Consider the following 20,304-nt stretch of genomic DNA (forward strand, 5'->3'; position numbering starts at 1 on the left):
TGGCGGAGAGACAGGGATTCGAACCCTGGAGACGGTTTCCCGCCTACACACTTTCCAGGCGTGCGCCTTCGACCACTCGGCCACCTCTCCGTGCCGGCGTTGTTTGGACTATGAGGCGTGGATTTGCAAGGCCCCATTACAAGGAAAAGGGGCCTTAGCCACGAAATTCTGACCTGCTGTTCCGTCCCCGTTTACCCAGGTTCAGGCGCGTTATGTGCCCGGATCAGATTTCGTCCCCATCGCCATTGTCCAGATCGGGTTCAGTCAGCTCAACCGGCCCCGATTGCCTGCGTGTCTCGCCCGGCTCGGCGGCGGGTGTGGCCTCGGGCACTTCGCCGCGCAACACCTCGGCATTGCGCAGCCAGACATCGCGCTGGGCGAACGGAATCTCGATGTTTTCTTCGACAAAGCGGCGGTTGATCTCGTGGTTCATGTCGGATTTGACTGACAGAACCCAGTTCACATCCCGCAGAATCGCGCGGATTTCGAAATCCAGCGAATCTGCGCCAAAGCCTTGAAACACCACGCTGGGCGCAGGGTTGGCCAACACCATGGGATGCGCGTTGGCAATCTCGCCCAAAATTGTCTCGACCTTACGGGTATCGGTGCCATAGGCCACGCCCACCGGCACGATCAGCCGCCCGATCGTGTTGCCGCGCGTATAGTTGGTGACCACGCCGCTGATCAGGTCCGAGTTCGGAACGATCACGTCGCTGCGGTCGAACGTCTCGATCCTTGTCGAGCGTACCGAGATATCGCGCACATAGCCCATCATCCCGTTCACATCGATCCAGTCCCCCTTGGAGATCGGACGTTCCACCAGAAGGATGATGCCCGAGACGAAATTCGACACAATGGTCTGCAGCCCAAAGCCAATTCCGACCGACAGCGCGCCTGCAACGATAGCCAGCGAGGACAGATCAAATCCGGCCACCATAATCGCCGCCAGCGCGGCCAGAACCACACCAACATAGCCGGTGCCCGCCACGATGGCGTTCTGGCTGCCGGGGTCCATGCTGGTCTTGGGCAGTAGCGAGTTGCGCAGCCCGCCCTGCAACAGCCGCGTCAGCATGTAGCCGATGACAAAGATCGCCACGAAGGTCATGAAATTGCTGGGCGAAACGGTCACCCCACCAATGTCAAAGCCCTGCAGCAGACGTGTCCAGACCTCAAGCAGATCGGTTTCCCGCGCGCCCCAGTAAATCGCGAGGATCGGGATCGAACAGATCGCCAGGGCAAAACCCACCAGCACGGAGAACAGTGAATCCCGCGCGGCATCGCCCTGCCCCGTGATCCAGCCATAGACCGATGCAAAGAACCGTTGCACGATCACCAGCGCCGCAATCAGCACCAGCGTCTTAACGGCCGGGAACACGATACCTTCGGCCGCGTTGATGTAACCGAACGCGGCCAGAACCGGCGTTGCAAGGCCCAGCAGGAACAGCGCCCGGCGCAGGAACTCGACCAGTTGGCTGAACCCAGCCAGTCGCGGGTTGGACGGGTCGGCCTCTTGCGGCATCTTCCGGATCTGGCGGACCCGCAGCAACAACAGCGCCGTGGCCAGAACCACCGGAAAGCTCAGAACAGCGCGGGTCGCGTCCGAGACATTTTCGATCTCATCGAACAGGATGGCCAGTTCATGCAGGATCAGCATACCCGCGAGCAGGTCGATATAGATGCGCAGTTCGGTGATCCGCTGCGCGGACAGGCGTTTGAAATCCTGCGCCGCGCCGATCAGATAAATCTGCCGCCCGATCCAGTCGAAATAAAGTACAATCGCTGCCCAATACGGCACGTTCTGGATCAGCAAAGTGCCGCGCAGCCCCAAAACGCCGGTCAGGACAATCGCCTGCACCAGCGCATAGACCCCGGCCCAGGGCAGAATGATGCGGAACAGCGAAATGACAAAGGTCCAGACGCCGCTGCCCTTGCCTCCAAACTGGCGCAGATAATCTCCGCCACGTTCGGACCACCGGCGCCCGTACAACAGCAGAACGGCCGAGACAGCCAGCAGGAACAGTATTCCCAGGCTGCGGTCCTGCACCCGCTGCCGCACCGTCTCTGTGCGCAGGTTTTCCACCGTTTCATTGACCAGACTGCGGACGCCTTCGGTCACATCCACCCAGGCCGGACCCCAATAGGCGGGGTTGAGCGGTGACGGGCCGCGCTCCAGCAGTTCTTTCTTTTGTCGTACGCGGATAATCTGGTCGATCTCGCTGATCAGCCCGTTGGCGCGGGTATATGCCTCTTCCGAGACAATGCGCGGGACCCGCAGGCTGTTGAGCTGGCTTTCCAGATGCGCGCGCAGGGTGGCCAGTTCCTCGGGTTCGGAACTGGCATCCTCGGGCTTGGGTCCCAGCGCCTTTATCTGGTTTTCCAGCGTCTGGATGCGTTCGGTATTGGCCCCACGCGCCTTGTTGAAATCTTCGCGATAACCGTTTATTTCCGAACGCAAATTCTCAAGTGCAGCATTCGAGGCCCGATTGACCTCGATCACCGTCTCGGCGCGGTTCGCCGTATCCAGCCAGCCCTGATAATACTCACTCTGCCTATCGCTCAGCTGGGCATGGGCAGCCCCGCCCAGCCCGAACAGGCAGAATGTCAGAAGGGTCAGGAACAGGCGAACCTGCCGCAGCATCACACGTCCTCGAACACGCCGGGAATGCTGCGGGGGGCCTCGGTCATCCAATCGGGCACCGGCAGTTCCTTTTCGCGCAGGAATTCGGGGTTGAACAGTTTGGACTGATAGCGGGTGCCAAAGTCGCACAGGATGGTCACGATGGTATGGCCCGGGCCCAGATCCTTGGCCAGACGCACCGCGCCCGCCATGTTGATCGCGGTCGAGCCGCCCATGACCAGCCCCTCGTCGCGCAGCAGGTCAAAAATATAGGGCAGCGCCTCGTTATCGGTGACCTGATAGGTGAAATCGGGCGTGAACCCTTCGAGGTTCTTGGTGATCCGCACCTGTCCGATGCCTTCGGCGATCGAGCCACCCTCCATCGCGATCTCACCGGTGGTGTAGTAAGAAAACAGGCCCGCCCCCATCGGATCGGCCAAGGCAACCTTGACGCCCTTGGGCTGCAACACCTCGGCCACACCGGCCAGAGTGCCCCCCGACCCCACGGCGCTGACAAAGCCATCCACCTTGCCGCCGGTCTGGTCCCAGATTTCCGGCCCGGTGGTTTCCACATGGGCCTGACGGTTGGCGACATTGTCGAACTGGTTGGCCCAGATCGCGCCGTTGGGCTCGGTCTGCGCCAGTTCCTCGGCCAGACGGCGCGAGTAATGCACGAAATTGTTGGGGTTGCGATACGGCGCGGCAGGCACCTGCACCAGCTGCGCACCCGCCAGCCGCAGCATATCCTTTTTCTCTTCCGACTGGGTTTCGGGGATCACGATCACCGTCTTGAACCCCATCGAGGCCCCGACCAGCGCCAGACCAATCCCGGTGTTTCCAGCCGTACCTTCGACAATCGTACCACCCGGTTTCAGATCACCGCGCGCGATGGCGTCCTGGATGATATACAGGGCGGCGCGGTCTTTGACCGACTGGCCGGGGTTCATGAACTCGGCCTTGCCGAGGATTTCGCACCCGGTTTCCTCGCTGATGCGGCGCAGGCGGATCAGGGGTGTTTTGCCAACTGCGTCGGCCAGGTCTCGTGCAATGCGCATGGCGCCCTCTTGTCATTTGGTATCGCAGAAGATTTACAGGTGCCCCGCCTTAACCACAAGCGGGGATCATGAACCGCGCAGCCTGTCCCGGTTCCGGATCAGCCAATGCGCCGCTGCCAGCAGTTGCAGATTCTTGAAACCATGGCTGTCCAGCATCTGCTTGAACGTGTCAAAGGGCAGAATCCGGCTGCGGATATCCTCGCCCTCCGTGTCCAGCCCACCGCCACTGATGGTTTCGGTCAGATCAGCCAAGCCTATGTAAAGATGCACAAACTCGGTCGAGGACCCGGTCGAAGAATAGGCCCCACCGGCATAATGCAACGCATTGAGCGTCAGCCCCGCCTCTTCCATACATTCGCGATGAGCGGCCTGTTCGGGTGTTTCGCCGGGGTCGATCATTCCGGCCACCGTTTCCCATATCCACGGCTCGGGGTCGCCGATCAGAAAGGGCGGCGCCCGGAATTGTTCCACCAGCAGGACAGAGTCGCGCAGCGGATCGTAAGGCAGGATGATCACCGCACTGCCCTGCATCAGGGCGCTGCGCTTCAGGACCGGCCCCATGGTTCCGTCATATTTGCGGTGTTGCAGCTCGATCTCATCGACACCGAAATAGTCGAAATAGGCCCGATTGCGCCGATGCACGATGACATCCTCGGCGACATCACGGGAATCGCCGGTCTTGCGCGCCTGTGCCGCCAGTTTGGCCCATGCCCGCATCAGCGTCGCCGGGGCATAGCGCGCGATGGTCGCGGCCTCGACCCGGCCGAAATAGGCCATTTCTTCCTCGGCAGCCAACAGCGTGACCGGACCCCAATTGTCGACCCAATCGCCCAAGGACCACGGCCCGCCGGGTTGCCATGTGCCGGGTGCAGGAAAAAACACCTGCGCCGTTGCGGTTGTTCCATCGGCCCGGGTGACTGTCCGGCGCTGCAGATCGTATTCAAAGCCACCTTCGTAAAACGCCAGCCGCGCGACGTCATTGTCGCTTAACCCCTGCGCAAGAAGGCCATGCGCCGTACCGCCGGGTTCGGCCTGGATCATCGGGAATATCTGATCCTGAACCGCGTATACGGAATGATCGGCCAGTTCGACCCGGGACAGCTGCAAATCTTCGGCTTTGCGCCCCAGCACAAGCTCCAGCAGGGGAACATGTTGCAACGTTCCGTAGAAAAACAGATCAGGCAAAGCTTTGACTTTCGTAATTTGGACTGAGGCGCGTTAGCGCCAGCGGCGCCAGGCTTCTTCCGAGGCCAGCCCGGCCACAACAGCCCCGATGGCCAGCGTCCACAGGATTTCCGGCACCAGCAGTTGCTGGGCAAACTCGACACTCAGCGTGAAGACCGCCGACAGGGCATCGAACGGGCCGCCAAAGCGGTTGCGCATGGCCTGGCGGAACATCTCATACGTGCCCTGCACGAACAGGCCCCAGAACACCAGCGACGCCATGCCGGTCAGCCCGTTGTTCAGGGCCGCGGTCCAGCCGCGACCCGCGCGTTTGCCCATGATCTTCCAGCCACAGACAACGCCTATGATCATGTTCACATAGGTGAAATAGCCATAGGATTTGCCCTCTTCACCATTGGCGATGATCATGCTCGACACGATGAAGGCCACCACCAGCAGGCAAAAGGCGGCAACAAGTCGGGTGGCAGTTGGCATGTGACGGGTCCGTCCGTTAACTCGGTTTTGCTATTGTGATCTGTGTCACATCGCAATTGCCCGTGTCAAAGGCTGCACCGCAGGCGGTCAAATAATAATTCCACATGCGGCGGAAACGCTCATCAAAGCCCATTTCGGCGATCTGATCCCATTTTTCGTTGAAGGTCTCGTACCAGCGGCACAGGGTCAGATCGTAGCTTTTGCCGAATTCCTTGGACCGAACCACATCCAGGCCGGATTGCGTTATATGATCCCGCAGCACCGAAGGCGCGGGTAGCATACCCCCCGGAAAGATATATTTCTGAATGAAATCAACGCCGTTCTTGTAGATATCCCAGCGATGATCGGCCACGGTGATGATCTGCAACGTGGCTTGCGCCCCCGGTTTCAGACGGTCCCGGACCGTGTCAAAGAACACGGGCCAATATTTCTGTCCAACCGCCTCGAACATCTCGATCGAGGCGATGCCGTCATATTGCCCGCGCTCATCCCGGTAATCCTGAAGCTTGAACTCGACCAGATCAGAAAGACCAGCTTTTTCAATACGTTCCTGTGCGAACTTCAACTGTTCCTGACTGATCGTCAGCCCTGTGACCCGCAAGCCACGCTCTTTCGCGGCATATTCCGCGAAGCCGCCCCAGCCGCAGCCGATTTCCAGAATGTGGTCACCGGGCTGTGCGCCCATTTCATCCACCAGACTGGCATATTTCGCGGTCTGCGCCTTTTCCAGACTTTCCTGCCCGGTCTCAAAAATGGCGCTGGAATAGGTCATGGTGTCGTCCAGCCACAGCCCGTAGAACTCATTGCCCAGATCATAATGGTACGAGATGTTCTTTTTCGCCTGCGACCGGTGGTTGCGATGCAGCCAGAACCGCAGCCGTTCATAGGCGCGCACCAGAAACTTGCCGGTGAAATCGTCATAGACGGTTTCAGTGCCCAGATGCACCAGATCCATAAAGGCGCGCAGGTCGGGGGTGCTCCAATCCCCTTCCAGATAGCCGTCGGAGAAACCCAGCTCGCCTTCGCGGATCAGCCGGGCAAAGACGTCGGGATCGTGAATGTCCACCCGCGCGATGGGGCCCGGTTTCGGCGCCTCGGCCCGAAACACCCGTCCATCGGGCAAGGCGATGTCCAGCCGCCCCATACTCATCCGGGTCAGCATCTTGAATACCTGAGCGAAATATCTCGGCAGATTCTCCTGCCCGTCTGTGGTTGTTAGAACCATCCGGCCTCCCCTCCGCGATCGTGCCGTCAGGCTATGACGGGATTTTGTTTCTGGCAAGTTTTCAGTTCCTTACTGGTGTTTTTACGGTTTCATACGACGCCAGCGCCCGTTTGCGACCATCGCTTAGATCAACGATGGGCCGGGGGTAAGCATCCGTGGGGCGCATCGCCCATGATCGGGGGATGGCGTCGAAATAGGCCAGCGCCGTCTCGGGCGGGTCGCGCTGATCTTCGGCGATCCAGCGCTGCAGATAGGTCGATTGCGGGTCAAACTTCTGCCTTTGGCTCTCGGGGTTGAAGATGCGAAAGAACGAGGCCGCATCGGGGCCAGAGCCTGCCACCCATTGCCAGCCCATCGCATTGGCCGCCGGGTCCCAGTCGGTCAGGCAATCGGCGAACCATTCCATACCGATACGCCAATGGGTCATCAAATGTTTGGTCAGATAGCTGGCCACGACCATGCGCGCACGATTGTGCATGCGCCCGGTCACATACATTTGCCGCAACCCCGCATCGACCAGAGGCACCCCGGTCCGTGCCTGCCGCCAAGCCGTCACATGCGCGCCGTTGGGGTCAGTTTGCCACGGGAAATTGTCCCAATCCTGCTTCCAATTGTCGGTCAGGAGATGAGGCCAGTTATACATCAATTGATAGGCGAACTCGCGCCACGCCAGTTGGCGCAGATAGGGTTCGGCCCCCGGTGCCTCTTGTGCGAGATGCCAGATCGTGCGTGGGCCGATCTCACCCAGTGACAGATATTCCGACAGATCCGAGGTCGCGTCCTCGGACAACATATCCCGCCCCGTCTCATATTGGTCGACGCGATGCAGAAATTGGTCCAGTCGATCCTGTGCCGCCGCCTCTCCGGCCTTAACAAAGGGACGCAGGATCGTCGCGCCCCGCTGCATGTCACGGTCGAGTTTCCATGACGCCAAAGTCTCGGACAACGGCCAGTCTGGCGGCGCTGGGATTGTAGCGGGAGCGGACGCAGGGGCCGGAACATCACGTCCCTGCACCGCGCGCCACATCGGGGTGAAGACACGAAACGGTTGGCCGGTCTTCGTTGTCACGTCCCACGGTTCAAACAGCAGATGCCCGGGGAAGGATCGCGCCTGCACCCCCTGCCCGGTCAGGGCGGCCTTGACCTGAGTGTCCCGCTCAATCCCCGCCGGATCATAGGCGCGGGACCAGTAGACAGCGCGCGCGCCGGTTTCGGCGATCAGATCACGCAGCACGGACAAAGGTGCGCCCTGTCGCAGGATCAGCCGACTGCCTTGCGCGCGCAGGGTCCGGTCGAAGGTTTCCAATCCCAGCCCCAGACGCCACTTCGGGGCCGCGCCCAGCCCCTGCACCTGATCATCCAGAATAAAGACCGGCAGCACCGGACGGCCGGCCCGGACCGCCGCATCCAACGCCGGATGGTCAGCCAGACGCAGATCGCGCCGGAACCATAAAATGATCGGAGGTAGCCCGTCAGCCATTGTCACCCTGCCTGTTTTCCTTGAATACGCGACAGGGTGAAAACTGGATCACAAAACGCGGTCAAGCGCCTCTAACAGCTGATCAATTTCCTGTTGAGAGGTATAGTGGGTAAAGCTGACCCGCAACACGCCCACATCCGGATCAACCCCCACCGCCTGCAGCGCGCGCACGGCGTAAAAGTCGCCGCCCCCGGCCATGATGCCATGTTTTGCCAGTTCCGCCGCGACCGGTTCTGCCGGGCGGTTCACCGCCAGCGCCACGGTCGGTGCGCGTTTGCTGGCATCCGACGGGCCGATCAGCCGCACCGCGTTGCGATCCTTGACCGCGTCCAGCAGCGGTTGCAGCAAGGTGACCTCATGCCCGCGCATCAGATCATGGGCAAAGGCCCCACGCGCAGCGGCGCTGTCGGTCGGGCCGCCGTGATGGTCGCTCAGCAGATCGATGTAATCGGCCATACCGGCGCAGGCCGCCACCTGCGCATGGTCGGGACCGGCCGGGGTGAAGCGTTTGTACAGATCACCCGCGTTGAAATAATGCGCCTGATTGGGCAGCAACTGCCCCAGACTGCGACGGATCACCATGCAGCCCTGATGCGGGCCATAGGTCTTGTAGGCCGAGAACAGATAGATATCCGGCCCCAGATCGCCCACGTTGGGAAACCCGTGCGGCGCGTAAGAGACGCCATCGACACAGACAAATGCCCCGGCAGCATGGGCAATCGCGGTGATCTGCGTGACCGGATTGATCTCACCCACCACGTTCGAGCAATGGGGGAAACAGACCAGCCGCACCCGTTCATCCAGCAGGTTTTCCAGATCCTGCGGGTTCAGGCTGCCGGTATCCGGGTCGATCTGCCATTCGCGGATCTCGATCCCGTCCTCGGCCAGGCGCCGCCAGGGGCCGGAATTGGCCTCGTGATCCTGATTGGTCACCACGATGGCATCGCCCGGCTGCATCCACTGCCGGAACGCCTGCGCCAGAACATAGGTGTTCTGCGTGGTCGAGGGGCCAAAGCTGAATTCATCCGTATCCACCCCAAGGATCGCAGCCATGCGGGCACGGGCCTCATCCATCTCTTCGCCACCCAGTCGGCTGACCTCATAAGGCGCATAGGGCTGCACCTTGCGCTGTGTGTAGAAGCGGAACAGGCGGTCGATCACCGGCTTGCAGGTGTAAGAGCCACCGGCGTTTTCGAAAAACGCCTGCCCCTGCAGGCCGGGTTCGGCAAAGGCTGGAAACTGGGACCGCACAAAATTGATGTCCAGAGGGCTCATGACCACGGTCTCCTTATCGTTCGGGTCGGGATTTCGCGGCCAGTAAGCAGCGCAAGACCCGCGCCGTCAAGCCGTGGTCGAGGTCAACGTTTCGTCACCCACAGACCATCGAAAAAGGGCCCCGGGAAAACCCCGAGGCCCTTTCATGTTTTCAATGTGTTACGCGCTTAGTTGCGGCGGCGCTTTTCATTGGCCAGCCCGATGAACAGCGACACGCACATCAGCACAAGAACGATGGCAAAGGGGAAGCCGGTGGCAATGGCCGCCGCCTGCAGCGCCCCAAGACCGCCACCCAGCAACAGCACGATCGCAATAGCCCCTTCCAGCACGCACCAGAACACACGCTGCGCGGTCGGGGCATCGGTCTTGCCGCCTGCGGTGATCGTGTCGATCACCAGCGAGCCGGAGTCCGAGCTGGTGACAAAGAACACAACCACCAGAATGATGCCGACAAAGGACAGCAGCGAGGTCATCGGGAATTGCTCGAACATGGTGAACATCTTCAGTTCCAGCGCGGCATCCGACAGGGCCTGACCCGAACCGGACATGACCTGATCCAACGCGGCTCCGCCAAAGACGCTCATCCACAGGGCGCCGACAACGGTCGGGATCAGGATGACGCAGGTGACGAATTCACGCACGGTACGTCCGCGCGAGATGCGGGCGATGAACATGCCAACAAAGGGCGACCAGGAAATCCACCAGGCCCAGTAGAAGGTGGTCCAGCCCTGCATGAAGTTGGTGTCCTCACGCCCGACCCAGTTCGACAGGGCGGGCAGCGCGATGACGTATTCGATCATGCTGTCGAAGAACCCAGTCAGGATCGCCAGCGTCGGGCCCACGATCAGAACCAGCAGCAGCAGCGCGGCGGCGAGGATCATGTTCGCCTCGGACAGGCGCTTGACGCCCTTATCCAGCCCGGCCACGACCGAGATCAGCGCAAAGACGGTGATCAGGCCGATCAGAAGCACTTTCATCCCGTCCGAAATCGGCACGCCAAACAGATAATTCAGCCCCGCCAGCGCCTGCGTCGCGCCCAGTCCCAGCGAAGTCGCCAGACCGAAGATCGTGGCAAACACCGCCAGCACATCGATGACGTGGCCCAGCGGACCCCATGTCGCCTCACCAAACAGCGGGTAAAAGACTGATCGCATGGTCAGCGGCAGACCCCGGTTAAAGCTGAAGAAGGCCAGCGCCAGCGCCACCACTGCATACACCGCCCAGGGGTGCATGCCCCAGTGGAAGATGGTCGCGGCCATCGCCAGCTTGCGCGCGGCTTCGGGGTCCTCAAGACCGGCCCCCAGCGGCGCCCAGTCGGTACGCACGCCATCCTCGCCCACGGCCACGCCGCCCAGGGACGAGCCGTAATGCGAGATCGGCTCGGCCACGCCCCAGAACACCAGACCGATGCCCATGCCTGCGGCAAACAGCATCGCGAACCAGCCTGCATAGCTGTAATCGGGCTTGGCACCATCACCGCCCAGCCGGATCGAGCCATAGGGCGTGACGATCAGCAGCAGCGAGAACACCACAAAGATGTTCGCCGCGATCATGAAGACCCAGTCGAAATTGCTGGTCAGGGTCGGGCGCAGCCAGCCGAAGAACTCGGTCGATTGTTCGCGAAACACCAGCGAAAAAAAGACGAAAGCGACGACGGTCAGGCCCGAGACGGCGAAGACCGGATTGTGGACGTCCAGACCGAAAATCTGAACATTGTCCTGACCGACCTCATAGTCGGTATCCGTGTTGTCGGACATGTTTTCTCTCCCATTTCCAATGCGCCCCTCATCGGGGAAAGCAGGAAATTCCGGCTTGGGGAAAAAGACTGTCCGCTGATTGAAAACGACATTCGCTGTCTTTTTCGGGTCGATTATGCAACCCGGAAAACGACAAAACAGCGCCCTGTTTGCGACGCTGTCTTGAAAGTGAGGCCCAATTGGGGGCCTTTGAGGCCCCGCGATTCGGCAATGGTCAGTGTCAGCCCTGAACCTTGGTATAGGTCCCCTCACCCGCCAGAATGCCACGGAAACCGCCGGGCTCATCCAGACCAAAGACGATCAGCGGCAGGTTGTTGTCCCGCGCCAGCGCGATGGCCGAGGCATCCATGACCCGCAGCCGCTTGGCCAGCACGTCGTCATAGCTGACCGTGTCATAGCGCACCGCATCGGGATTGGTCTTGGGGTCCTTATCGTAAACCCCGTCGACGCCGTTCTTGCCCATAAAGATCGCCTCACACGCCATTTCATTGGCGCGCAGGGTCGCGGCAGTGTCGGTTGTGAAATAGGGGTTGCCGGTTCCGGCGGCGAAGATGCAGACCCGCTTTTTCTCAAGGTGGCGCACGGCGCGGCGGCGAATATAGGGCTCGCACACCTCATCCATGCGAATGGCCGAGATCACACGGGTGAACACCCCGATCTCTTCCAGCGCCGACTGCATTCCCAGCGCGTTCATCACCGTGGCCAGCATGCCCATATAGTCCGCGGTCGTGCGTTCCATCCCCTGGGCCGAGCCACTGAGGCCGCGAAAGATATTGCCGCCACCGATAACCATGCAGATCTCGACCCCCAGATCATGGACCGATTTGACCTCTTGCGCGATGCGCTGGACCGTTGGCGGGTGCAGCCCGAATCCCTGATCGCCCATCAGCGCCTCGCCTGAGATTTTCAGCATCACGCGGCTATACTTTGTTTTCGGGGTCTCGGCGGTGTCGGTGGTGGGGGAAAGGCTCATGTTGCGCTCCGGGCTGGCACGGGGTTATTTTCCGGCGCAAAATGAAGCAAAACCCCCGCAGGTTCAATGCGGATGGTCAGGAATAAGGCATACCTTGATGGCCGAAGACTCTGCGACCCGGCTGTGGGATCGCCTGCCCGACATTCCGGACGGCAAACCGGTGCTGATCGCGGGGCCAACCGCATCGGGCAAATCCGAGCTGGCACTGCAGATTGCCGAGCGTCTGGGTGGTGTCATCATCAATGCCGATGCCAGCCAGGTCTATGACTGCTGGCGCGTCATCTCGGCCCGTCCGTCGGCGGCGGATGAGGCGCGCGCGCCGCATCGCCTTTACGGGCATGTGGCCTACGATCAAAGCTATTCCACCGGCCATTGGCTGCGCGAGGTCACGCCGCTGCTGACCGCAGGCCCGCGCCCGATCATCGTGGGCGGCACGGGGCTGTATTTCACCGCACTGACCGAGGGCATGGCCGACATACCCGCGACCCCGCCCGGCGTACGGGCTGAGGCGGATCAGATGTCGCTACCGGCGCTGATCGACGGGGTGGATGCCAAAACGCTGCAGCGGATCGACACCCAAAACCGCGCCCGCGTGCAGCGCGCGTGGGAGGTGCAGCGCGCCACGGGCCGCCCACTGATCGACTGGCAGGCCGACACGCCACCGCCGATTCTGGCACCCGGCAACGCGGTGCCCCTCGTCTTTGACGTGGACAAGGACTGGCTGCAGGACCGGATCAACCGCCGTTTCGACCAGATGCTGACCCTTGGCGCACTGGATGAGGTCGCCGCGATGCGCGATCAATACGATCCCGCCCTGCCCGCCTGCAAAGCCATCGGCGTGCCCGAATTGATGGCCTATTTGCAGGGGCAAATGACGCTGGATCAGGCGCGGGACCGGGCTACGATCTCGACCCGGCAATTCGCCAAACGGCAACGCACCTGGTTTCGGGCGCGGATGAAATCCTGGACCCGAATCGACGCAGCCACGTGAAACCCGCGCTTGCCGATGAAGCCCTTTTGAAAAACCAAATATGACAGGGATTTGACACCGGGTCTCTGCCCGAAAATACCGTGCAGGACATCTGCCCCCTTCTGAGCGCCATCAGATATGCATCGTCACAAAAACTTGAGACACTCCAAGATCGACTTTCTCGGGGAATGTCGTTTTTGTGCCTTTAATGACGATTTCGCACATTGACCTTAGCGCAAAACTTGTGCCGAATAACGGCATGGGGATGTATAGAATCCAAAAACGAACACCCGTTATCACACCGTCCGGCCCGGCCCGGGACGCGTAACGCTAAATCACACCAAAAAAACCTAGTGTCACAGGGAGACATCTATGAGTAATCAGAAATCCACCAACGATCAGGTCCATTGGGCGGCCGAGATGCACGCGCAGGAATACCGCGATGGCAAGCTGAGCCGCCGCGAGTTTCTGACCCGTGCAACCAGCTTCGGTCTGTCCGCAGCCGCCGCCTATGGTCTGATCGGTCTGCCCACGCCCGCCAAGGCGGCAGGCGAGGACGCCAAGAAAGAAGGCGGTATAATCCGCGTTCAGCAGGAAGTGCGCGCGCTGAAAGACCCGCGTACCTATGACTGGTCGCAGATCGCCAACTTCAGCCGCGGCACGCTGGAATATCTGGTCGAGTACAACTCGGACGGCTCGTTCCGCGGCATGCTGCTGGAAGGCTGGGAAATCAACGACGACGCCACCCAGTACACGCTCAAGGTTCGCCCGGGCGTGAAATGGAACAATGGCGACGATTTCACCGCCGAAGACGTGGCCTTTAACATCGCGCGCTGGTGCGACAAGAGCTCGGAAACCAACTCGATGGCAGGCCGTTTCGGCACGCTGGTCGATGCTGAAACCGGTCAGGCCATCGAAGGCAGCATTCAGGTTGTGGACGCCCACACCGTGCAGTTGAACCTGCCCAACCCCGACATCACCCTGATCCCGGGCATGTCGGACTATCCGGCGGCGATCGTGCACAAGTCGTTCAGCGAAACCGACCTGCTGAACAATGTCGGCACCGGCCCCTACCTGATGCAGGAGCTGGAAGTTGGCGTCAAAGCCATCATGGTGCGCAACGAAGACCACACCTGGTGGGGTGAAGAAGTGTTCGGTCGCCCCGCGCTGGACCGGGTCGAGTATATCGACTATGGCACCGATCCCTCGGCCTGGCTGGCTGCGATGGAATCGGACGAAGTCGACATGCTGTATGAATCGGTCGGTGAATTCATCGACGTGATGGACGGCCTCGGCTATGTGAAATCCGAAGTTGTCACCATGGCGACCATTGTGGTCCGCCCGAACCAGCAGGCCGAAGTTGACGGCAAGAAGCCTTACGCCGACAAGCGCGTGCGTCAGGCGCTGTCCATGGCAGTCGACAATTCCGTCTGTCTGGAACTGGGCTATGGCGGTCGCGGCTCGCCTGCGGAAAACCACCATGTTGGTCCGATCCACCCCGACTATTACGAACTGCCCCCGCGCAAAGTGGACGCGGCAGCTGCAATGGCGCTGATGGAAGAGGCCGGCATGGCCGATTACGAGCACGAGCTGCTGTCGATCGACGACGACTGGCGCCGCAACACCACCGATGCCGTGGCCGCGCAGCTGCGTGACGCGGGCATCAAGGTCAAGCGGACGGTTCTGCCGGGCAACACCTTCTGGAACGACTGGGCGAAGTATCCGTTCAGCTCGACCAACTGGAACCCGCGTCCGCTGGGTGTCCAAATCTGGGCACTGGCCTATAAGTCGGGCGAAGCCTGGAACGAATTTGGTTGGGAGAACGAAGAATTCGACCAGATTCTGGCCGAAGCTCTGGCCATCGCTGATGCCGACAAGCGCCGCGAAGTCGTCGCCCGCGGCGAGGCACTGATCCAGGAAGAAGGCGTGACCATCCAGCCATACTGGCGCTCGCTCTACCGTCACATGAAAGACGGTCTGGTGGGCACCGAGATGCACGTTGCCTTCGAACATCACCACTACAAGTGGGGTTGGGCGGCGTAACCCGCAACCGACGTAAACCTTTTGGGCGCCCCGATGCGGGCGCCCTTTCCAGCCGCAGGCATCCCGGCGTAACCCGGGCTGTTCGAGGCCAGATAATGGTCCAGTGATCTGCGGAATACCTGAGCAACAGGGGCCATCATGGGACTATTCATCCTCAGACGGTTCGGAGTGATGCTGCTGACGGCGCTATGCCTGACATTTGTAGTTTTCTTTCTGACCAACCTATATCCAAACCTTGAAAAACTGGCCAAGACGCAGGGCAACCAGCGGATGTCCGACGAACAGGTCGAGGCCTGGCTGGACAACCGCGGTTATCTGCAGCCGACATTGATCAAATACGGTCAATGGCTGGGCGTGACGCCCGGGTTCACCAAAACGCTGGCCGATGGACAGTTCGTGGGCACCTGTGTGCGCCCCGGCGGAACGCCCGAGGACACGCGCAACTATTGCGGCGTTTTGCAAGGCGACTGGGGCTATTCCACCGTCTTCAAGGACGAGGTCGGCAGCATCGTCGGCAAACGTCTGGGCAATACCGGTTATCTGATGTTCTGGGTTCTGGTCCTGATGGTCCCGACCGCCCTGATCGTCGGGGTTCTGGCCGGGATGCGCGAAGGGTCTGCCCTTGACCGCTCGCTTTCGACCTTCTCGATCATCACCACGGCGACGCCGGAATATGTATCGGGCGTGATCTTCATCGCCATCTTCACCTCGTCCACGGTGGGCCTGAAATGGTTCAAGGGCACGGCGACCTCGGCGATGGACAACCCGACATTCGAGAACTTCTTCCTGCCGGTGCTGACCATTGCGCTATACGGGATGGGCTATATCGCCCGGATGACCCGCGCCTCGATGACCGAGGTGATGACGGCGCAGTATATCCGCACCGCGCGCCTGAAAGGGGTGTCCTTCTCGAATATCGTCATGAAACACGCGCTGCGCAACGCGCTGATCGCGCCCTTTACCGTCATCATGCTGCAGTTCCCATGGCTGCTGAACGGCGTGGTGATCGTCGAGACCCTGTTCAACTACAAGGGCTTCGGTTGGGCGCTGGTGCAGGCAGCGGGCAATAACGACATCCAGTTGCTGCTGGCGATCTCGGTCGTGTCGGTCTTTGTGGTTCTGATAACGCAGCTGATCTCGGATATCGGCTATGTTTATCTGAACCCACGTATCCGTATTTCATAAGGGAGGACAGAACATGGAACCTCTGAGCTGGACTGGCTCTATCGCCTTTCTGAACCCCCTTCTGATGATCGCGCTGGGGCTGATGATCTTGTCCATCGTGGTCTGGATATTGACCAGCATCTTCCTGCCCGAGACACCGATGACGGTGAACCCGGACGGAACGCTCACCTCGGGTTCGGGGTTGCGCAACACGGTGCAGATGGCGCTGCGCTACAGTTTCCTGGCCAGCGTCGCGATTTCGGTGGCCTATATCGTGCTGGGTATCATTCTGGGCACAGGCGCCGGGATCATCGGCGCCATATCCCAGCAGTTTCTGCCGGTATGGGTGTCGCTGATCATCCTTTACGCCATGTCCATCGCCTTCAAGCGGCGGCTGGGGCTGTATGGCAAGCTGTTTGACAGCCCCATCGGCATGATCGGCTTTGGCCTTGTGATGTTCTGGGTCTTTACCGGCATCTTCGGTGCGCTGGACCTGATCGTGACCCACGACCCGCTGGTGCAGGTCTCGGGCATGAAGAACAAGGTGCCGGGCACGCCGTTGCCGAATGTCGAAGATGGTGAATATGCCTGGTATCTGCTGGGCGGCGACAACCTGGCCCGCGACGTCTTCAGCCGTATGGTCAAAGGCGCGTGGATCGTGGTGCAGATCGCACCGCTGGCCACACTGTTTGCCTTCATGGTCGGTATCACGCTGGGCCTGCCCGCCGGGTATTATGGCGGTCGTCTGGACACCTTCCTGTCCTTCCTGGCAAACCTGATCCTGGCCTTCCCGGTGATCCTGCTGTTCTACCTGCTGGTCACGCCCGAGATCGTGGCGACCGGTGTGCCGAACTATATGGCTGCCGTGCTGTTTGTCTTCCCGATCCTGTTCATCGGCGTTCTGCTGAACTCGCGCTATTATACACGCCCGAAATTCCGCACGCCGCTGTTGATCGGGGTGCTGGGCGTGGCGATCTGGCTGTATCTGTCGCTGATCTCGACCGGGGGCTACATCATCAATACCGACGCCTATCGGATTTGGGGCCTGCCTACCTATCTGGACCTGTTCGATATCCCCGGCGGTATCCTGGTGGTCTTTGTCTCGGTGGTCTTCGTGAACTCGCCCACGGTGTTCCGCATCGTGCGCGGGCTGGCTTTGGACATCAAAACCCGCGACTATGTGGCTGCGGCGCAAACCCGCGGTGAAGGTCCCTGGTACATCATGCTGTGGGAAATCCTGCCCAACGCACGGGGGCCGCTGATCGTCGATTTCTGTCTGCGCATCGGCTATACCACCATCCTTCTGGGAACCTTGGGTTTCTTCGGGCTGGGCCTGCCGCCGGAAAGCCCGGACTGGGGTTCGACGATCAACGAGGGGCGCAAGCTTCTGTCGATTTATCTGCACCCTGCCCTGCCGCCCGCGCTGGCGCTGCTGTCGCTGGTTCTTGGTCTGAACCTGTTGGCAGACGGGCTGCGTGAGGAAAGTCTGAAGGACTGATGTGATCGAGGCCGGGGGCGCTGCCCCCGGACCCCCGGGATATTTTTAGCCAGATGAAGGGGAAACCCGGATTCTCGCGAGGAGATAACAAGATGAACAAACTGGCGGAATATGACGGGCCCATTCTGGAGATCGACAAGCTGTCGATTTCCTTCTTTACCCGTCTGCGGGAGATTCCCGCCGTTATGGATTTCTCGGTCAGTGTGCAGCCGGGTGAGGCTGTCGGGCTGGTCGGTGAGTCCGGTTGCGGCAAATCCACCGTTGCCCTGGGCGTGATGCAGGATCTGGGCAAGAACGGGCGCATCGTTGGCGGCTCGATCAAGTTCAAGGGCCGTGATCTGTCCGAGATGACCAGCGATGAGCTGCGCGACGTTCGCGGCAATGAGATCGCGATGATCTATCAGGAGCCGATGGCCTCGCTGAACCCGGCGATGAAGATCGGCAAGCAGCTGATGGAAGTGCCGATGATCCACGAAGGCGTCAGCACAGAAGAGGCTTATGCCCGCGCGCTGGAGGTGGTCACCGATGTGCGCCTGCCCGACCCCGAGCGAATGTTGAATTCCTTTCCGCACCAGTTGTCGGGCGGTCAGCAGCAGCGGATCGTGATCGCCATGGCGCTGATGTCGAAACCGGCGCTGTTGATTCTGGATGAGCCGACGACCGCCTTGGACGTGACGGTTGAGGCCGCCGTGGTCGAACTGGTCAAGGATCTGGGCAAGAAATACGGCACCTCGATGCTGTTTATCAGCCACAACCTTGGTCTGGTTCTGGAAACCTGCGACCGGCTGTGCGTTATGTATTCCGGCGAGGCGGTCGAGCGTGGCTCGATCAAGGATGTGTTCGACGAGATGCAGCACCCGTATACGCAGGCGCTGTTCCGCTCGATCCCGCTGCCGGGGGCCGACAAGAACTCGCGCCCGTTGGTGGCGATTCCGGGGAACTTCCCGCTGCCGCATGAACGGCCGCCGGGGTGTAACTTTGGCCCGCGCTGCGACTATTTCGAGGAAGGTCGCTGTGACGCGCAGGATATCATGATGGAGGCGGTACCCGGCAATGACCGACATCACACGCGCTGTCTGAAATTCCAGGAGATTGACTGGAACGCGCCGATCACCGTGGCCGAGCAGAAAGAGAAGGCCGAGATTGGCCGGACGGTTCTGAAGATGGACAACCTCAAGAAATATTATGAGGTGGCGGCGAATGCCCTGTTCGGGGGCGGCGAGACCAAGGTGGTCAAGGCCAATGAGACGCTGAGTTTCGAGGCGCATGAATCTGAGACACTGGCCATCGTGGGCGAATCCGGTTGCGGCAAGTCCACTTTCGCCAAGGTTCTGATGGGGCTTGAGACGGCCACGGACGGGCAGATTCTGCTGGATAATCGCAATATCGAGGCGGTGCCCATCGAGGAACGCGACGCCAAGACCGTGGGCGAAGTTCAGATGGTGTTCCAGAACCCGTTCGACACGCTGAACCCGTCTATGACGGTGGGCCGTCAGATCATCCGGGCGCTGGAAATCTTTGGCGTCGGGAATTCCGAGGCGGACCGCAAGAAGCGCATGCTGGAGCTGCTGGATCTGGTGAAACTGCCCCGTGCCTTTGCCGACCGGATGCCACGGCAGCTATCGGGTGGACAAAAACAGCGTGTGGGGATTGCCCGCGCCTTTGCGGGCGACGCGAGGATCGTTGTGGCGGACGAGCCGGTCTCGGCGCTGGATGTGTCGGTGCAGGCCGCTGTGACCGACCTGCTGATGGAGATCCAGCGGGAACAGAAAACCACGCTGCTGTTCATCAGCCACGACCTGTCCATCGTGCGCTATCTCAGCGACCGGGTGATGGTGATGTATCTGGGCCATGTGGTCGAACTGGGCACCACCGATCAGGTCTTTGCCCCGCCCTACCACCCCTATACCGAAGCGTTGCTGAGCGCGGTTCCGATCGCCGATACCTCGGTCGAAAAGCAGCATATCGTGTTGGAGGGCGACATCCCCTCGGCCATGAACCCGCCGCCGGGCTGCCCGTTCCAGACGCGCTGCCGTTGGAAATCCGAGGTGCCGGACGGGCGTTGCGAATCTCATGTGCCGCCGGTTCAGACGCTGGAAGGCGGCCATCAGGTCAAATGCCATCTGGCCGAGGACATTCTGGCCCGCATGGAACCGGTGATCAAAATCGCTGCCGAATAAGGCGCTGCGGCGGTTCGGGACCATCCCGGATCGCCCTGCCCTACATTAACGTCAGAAGGGCCGGTCAATCGACCGGCCCTTCGCAATTTGCGCCGCGGGGAGAGGTGAAAAACGGCGCAATGGCCCGAACATGAGTGGTAGCCTCGACCGATGCGTGTTGACCGGCCATCCGGGTCAGGGTGCCTTGCGGTTCGTCGTGAACCGCAAGACGAGGTTATCAGCCGGTCATCACGTTATTGCCGAAATGCATGAATTCCTGATTCATGCCCGCAACTTCGCCCGCTTCCAGCTTCAGGCTGGGGTTGTCGAGCATCGTATAGCTGGCCTGCCCTTTCACCCATTCATCCGCCGATTGCAGCGTGGTCAGGGTGTAGGATGTGACCTCGTTCAGGTAATGCGTCGGGATGA

14 protein-coding genes, 1 tRNA gene and 1 pseudogene are annotated in these 20,304 nt (G+C 60.7%); 5 read left to right on the plus strand and 11 right to left on the minus strand.

Annotated features, from left to right (window positions below; all coding sequences use genetic code 11):
* The 10 genes from MPJ51_RS11320 to pyrH form a co-directional block, all read right to left on the minus strand.
* Window positions 1-90 (minus strand) — tRNA-Ser (locus MPJ51_RS11320).
* Window positions 91-223: 133 nt separating this feature from the next.
* Window positions 224-2,638, minus strand: coding sequence for a DUF3772 domain-containing protein (locus tag MPJ51_RS11325; protein ID WP_298386328.1), 2,415 nt, complete (start codon window positions 2,636-2,638; stop codon window positions 224-226).
* Window positions 2,638-3,672 carry a cysteine synthase A gene (locus MPJ51_RS11330; protein WP_298386331.1) on the minus strand — a complete coding sequence of 345 codons (1,035 nt, stop codon included), beginning with the start codon at window positions 3,670-3,672 and terminating at the stop codon, window positions 2,638-2,640. Before MPJ51_RS11330 ends, MPJ51_RS11325 begins: the two co-directional genes overlap by 1 nt.
* A 66-nt stretch (window positions 3,673-3,738) precedes the next feature.
* Window positions 3,739-4,857 (minus strand): NUDIX domain-containing protein, encoded by a 1,119-nt coding sequence (locus MPJ51_RS11335; protein ID WP_298386334.1) that lies wholly within the window; start codon window positions 4,855-4,857, stop codon window positions 3,739-3,741.
* Between the two features lie 33 nt (window positions 4,858-4,890).
* Complete coding sequence (locus tag MPJ51_RS11340) at window positions 4,891-5,331, minus strand: TrgA family protein (RefSeq protein ID WP_298386336.1); 441 nt, start codon at window positions 5,329-5,331, stop codon at window positions 4,891-4,893.
* A 16-nt stretch (window positions 5,332-5,347) separates the two neighbouring features.
* On the minus strand, window positions 5,348-6,556 hold the full coding sequence (locus MPJ51_RS11345; RefSeq protein ID WP_298386339.1) for a cyclopropane-fatty-acyl-phospholipid synthase family protein: 1,209 nt from the start codon (window positions 6,554-6,556) through the stop codon (window positions 5,348-5,350).
* Window positions 6,557-6,617: 61 nt separating this feature from the next.
* Window positions 6,618-8,036 carry a deoxyribodipyrimidine photo-lyase gene (locus MPJ51_RS11350; RefSeq protein WP_298386341.1) on the minus strand — a complete coding sequence of 473 codons (1,419 nt, stop codon included), beginning with the start codon at window positions 8,034-8,036 and terminating at the stop codon, window positions 6,618-6,620.
* Between the two features lie 48 nt (window positions 8,037-8,084).
* Window positions 8,085-9,311, minus strand: a complete 1,227-nt coding sequence (locus MPJ51_RS11355) for an aminotransferase class V-fold PLP-dependent enzyme (protein WP_298386344.1) — start codon at window positions 9,309-9,311, stop codon at window positions 8,085-8,087.
* Between the two features lie 167 nt (window positions 9,312-9,478).
* Window positions 9,479-11,068: a BCCT family transporter gene (locus tag MPJ51_RS11360; protein ID WP_298386347.1), complete on the minus strand. Its 1,590-nt coding sequence runs from the start codon at window positions 11,066-11,068 to the stop codon at window positions 9,479-9,481.
* Between the two features lie 220 nt (window positions 11,069-11,288).
* Window positions 11,289-12,041 carry a UMP kinase gene (gene pyrH / locus MPJ51_RS11365; protein ID WP_298386350.1) on the minus strand — a complete coding sequence of 251 codons (753 nt, stop codon included), beginning with the start codon at window positions 12,039-12,041 and terminating at the stop codon, window positions 11,289-11,291.
* A 97-nt stretch (window positions 12,042-12,138) separates the two neighbouring features.
* Here pyrH and miaA point away from each other — a divergent pair, with 97 nt between their 5' ends.
* From miaA to MPJ51_RS11390, 5 genes are all read left to right on the plus strand, one after another.
* A complete protein-coding gene (gene miaA / locus MPJ51_RS11370; RefSeq protein WP_298386353.1) occupies window positions 12,139-13,032 on the plus strand; it encodes a tRNA (adenosine(37)-N6)-dimethylallyltransferase MiaA in 894 nt (297 codons plus the stop codon).
* 351 nt (window positions 13,033-13,383) lie between these two features.
* Window positions 13,384-15,054: an ABC transporter substrate-binding protein gene (locus MPJ51_RS11375; protein ID WP_298386356.1), complete on the plus strand. Its 1,671-nt coding sequence runs from the start codon at window positions 13,384-13,386 to the stop codon at window positions 15,052-15,054.
* Between the two features lie 138 nt (window positions 15,055-15,192).
* Complete coding sequence (locus MPJ51_RS11380; protein ID WP_298386358.1) at window positions 15,193-16,239, plus strand: ABC transporter permease; 1,047 nt, start codon at window positions 15,193-15,195, stop codon at window positions 16,237-16,239.
* Window positions 16,240-16,252: 13 nt separating this feature from the next.
* On the plus strand, window positions 16,253-17,716 hold the full coding sequence (locus MPJ51_RS11385) for an ABC transporter permease (protein WP_298386360.1): 1,464 nt from the start codon (window positions 16,253-16,255) through the stop codon (window positions 17,714-17,716).
* 92 nt (window positions 17,717-17,808) lie between these two features.
* Window positions 17,809-19,896, plus strand: coding sequence for an ABC transporter ATP-binding protein (locus MPJ51_RS11390; RefSeq protein WP_298386362.1), 2,088 nt, complete (start codon window positions 17,809-17,811; stop codon window positions 19,894-19,896).
* 217 nt (window positions 19,897-20,113) lie between these two features.
* On the opposite strand, the pseudogene MPJ51_RS11395 reads toward MPJ51_RS11390, so the two are convergent.
* Window positions 20,114-20,304 (minus strand): annotated as a pseudogene (locus MPJ51_RS11395) (Zn-dependent hydrolase); the annotation flags it as partial.

This window comes from Ruegeria sp., assembly GCF_028066395.1.
Classification (GTDB): domain Bacteria; phylum Pseudomonadota; class Alphaproteobacteria; order Rhodobacterales; family Rhodobacteraceae; genus Ruegeria.

Coding starts and splice junctions, on each gene's coding strand:
- MPJ51_RS11325 (WP_298386328.1), bottom strand. CDS start 2,638: ATGCTGCGGCAGGTTCGCCTGTTCCTGACCCTTCTGACATTCTGCCTG.
- MPJ51_RS11330 (WP_298386331.1), bottom strand. CDS start 3,672: ATGCGCATTGCACGAGACCTGGCCGACGCAGTTGGCAAAACACCCCTG.
- MPJ51_RS11340 (WP_298386336.1), bottom strand. CDS start 5,331: ATGCCAACTGCCACCCGACTTGTTGCCGCCTTTTGCCTGCTGGTGGTG.
- MPJ51_RS11345 (WP_298386339.1), bottom strand. CDS start 6,556: ATGGTTCTAACAACCACAGACGGGCAGGAGAATCTGCCGAGATATTTC.
- MPJ51_RS11350 (WP_298386341.1), bottom strand. CDS start 8,036: ATGGCTGACGGGCTACCTCCGATCATTTTATGGTTCCGGCGCGATCTG.
- MPJ51_RS11355 (WP_298386344.1), bottom strand. CDS start 9,311: ATGAGCCCTCTGGACATCAATTTTGTGCGGTCCCAGTTTCCAGCCTTT.
- MPJ51_RS11360 (WP_298386347.1), bottom strand. CDS start 11,068: ATGTCCGACAACACGGATACCGACTATGAGGTCGGTCAGGACAATGTT.
- pyrH (WP_298386350.1), bottom strand. CDS start 12,041: ATGAGCCTTTCCCCCACCACCGACACCGCCGAGACCCCGAAAACAAAG.
- miaA (WP_298386353.1), top strand. CDS start 12,139: ATGGCCGAAGACTCTGCGACCCGGCTGTGGGATCGCCTGCCCGACATT.
- MPJ51_RS11375 (WP_298386356.1), top strand. CDS start 13,384: ATGAGTAATCAGAAATCCACCAACGATCAGGTCCATTGGGCGGCCGAG.
- MPJ51_RS11380 (WP_298386358.1), top strand. CDS start 15,193: ATGGGACTATTCATCCTCAGACGGTTCGGAGTGATGCTGCTGACGGCG.
- MPJ51_RS11385 (WP_298386360.1), top strand. CDS start 16,253: ATGGAACCTCTGAGCTGGACTGGCTCTATCGCCTTTCTGAACCCCCTT.
- MPJ51_RS11390 (WP_298386362.1), top strand. CDS start 17,809: ATGAACAAACTGGCGGAATATGACGGGCCCATTCTGGAGATCGACAAG.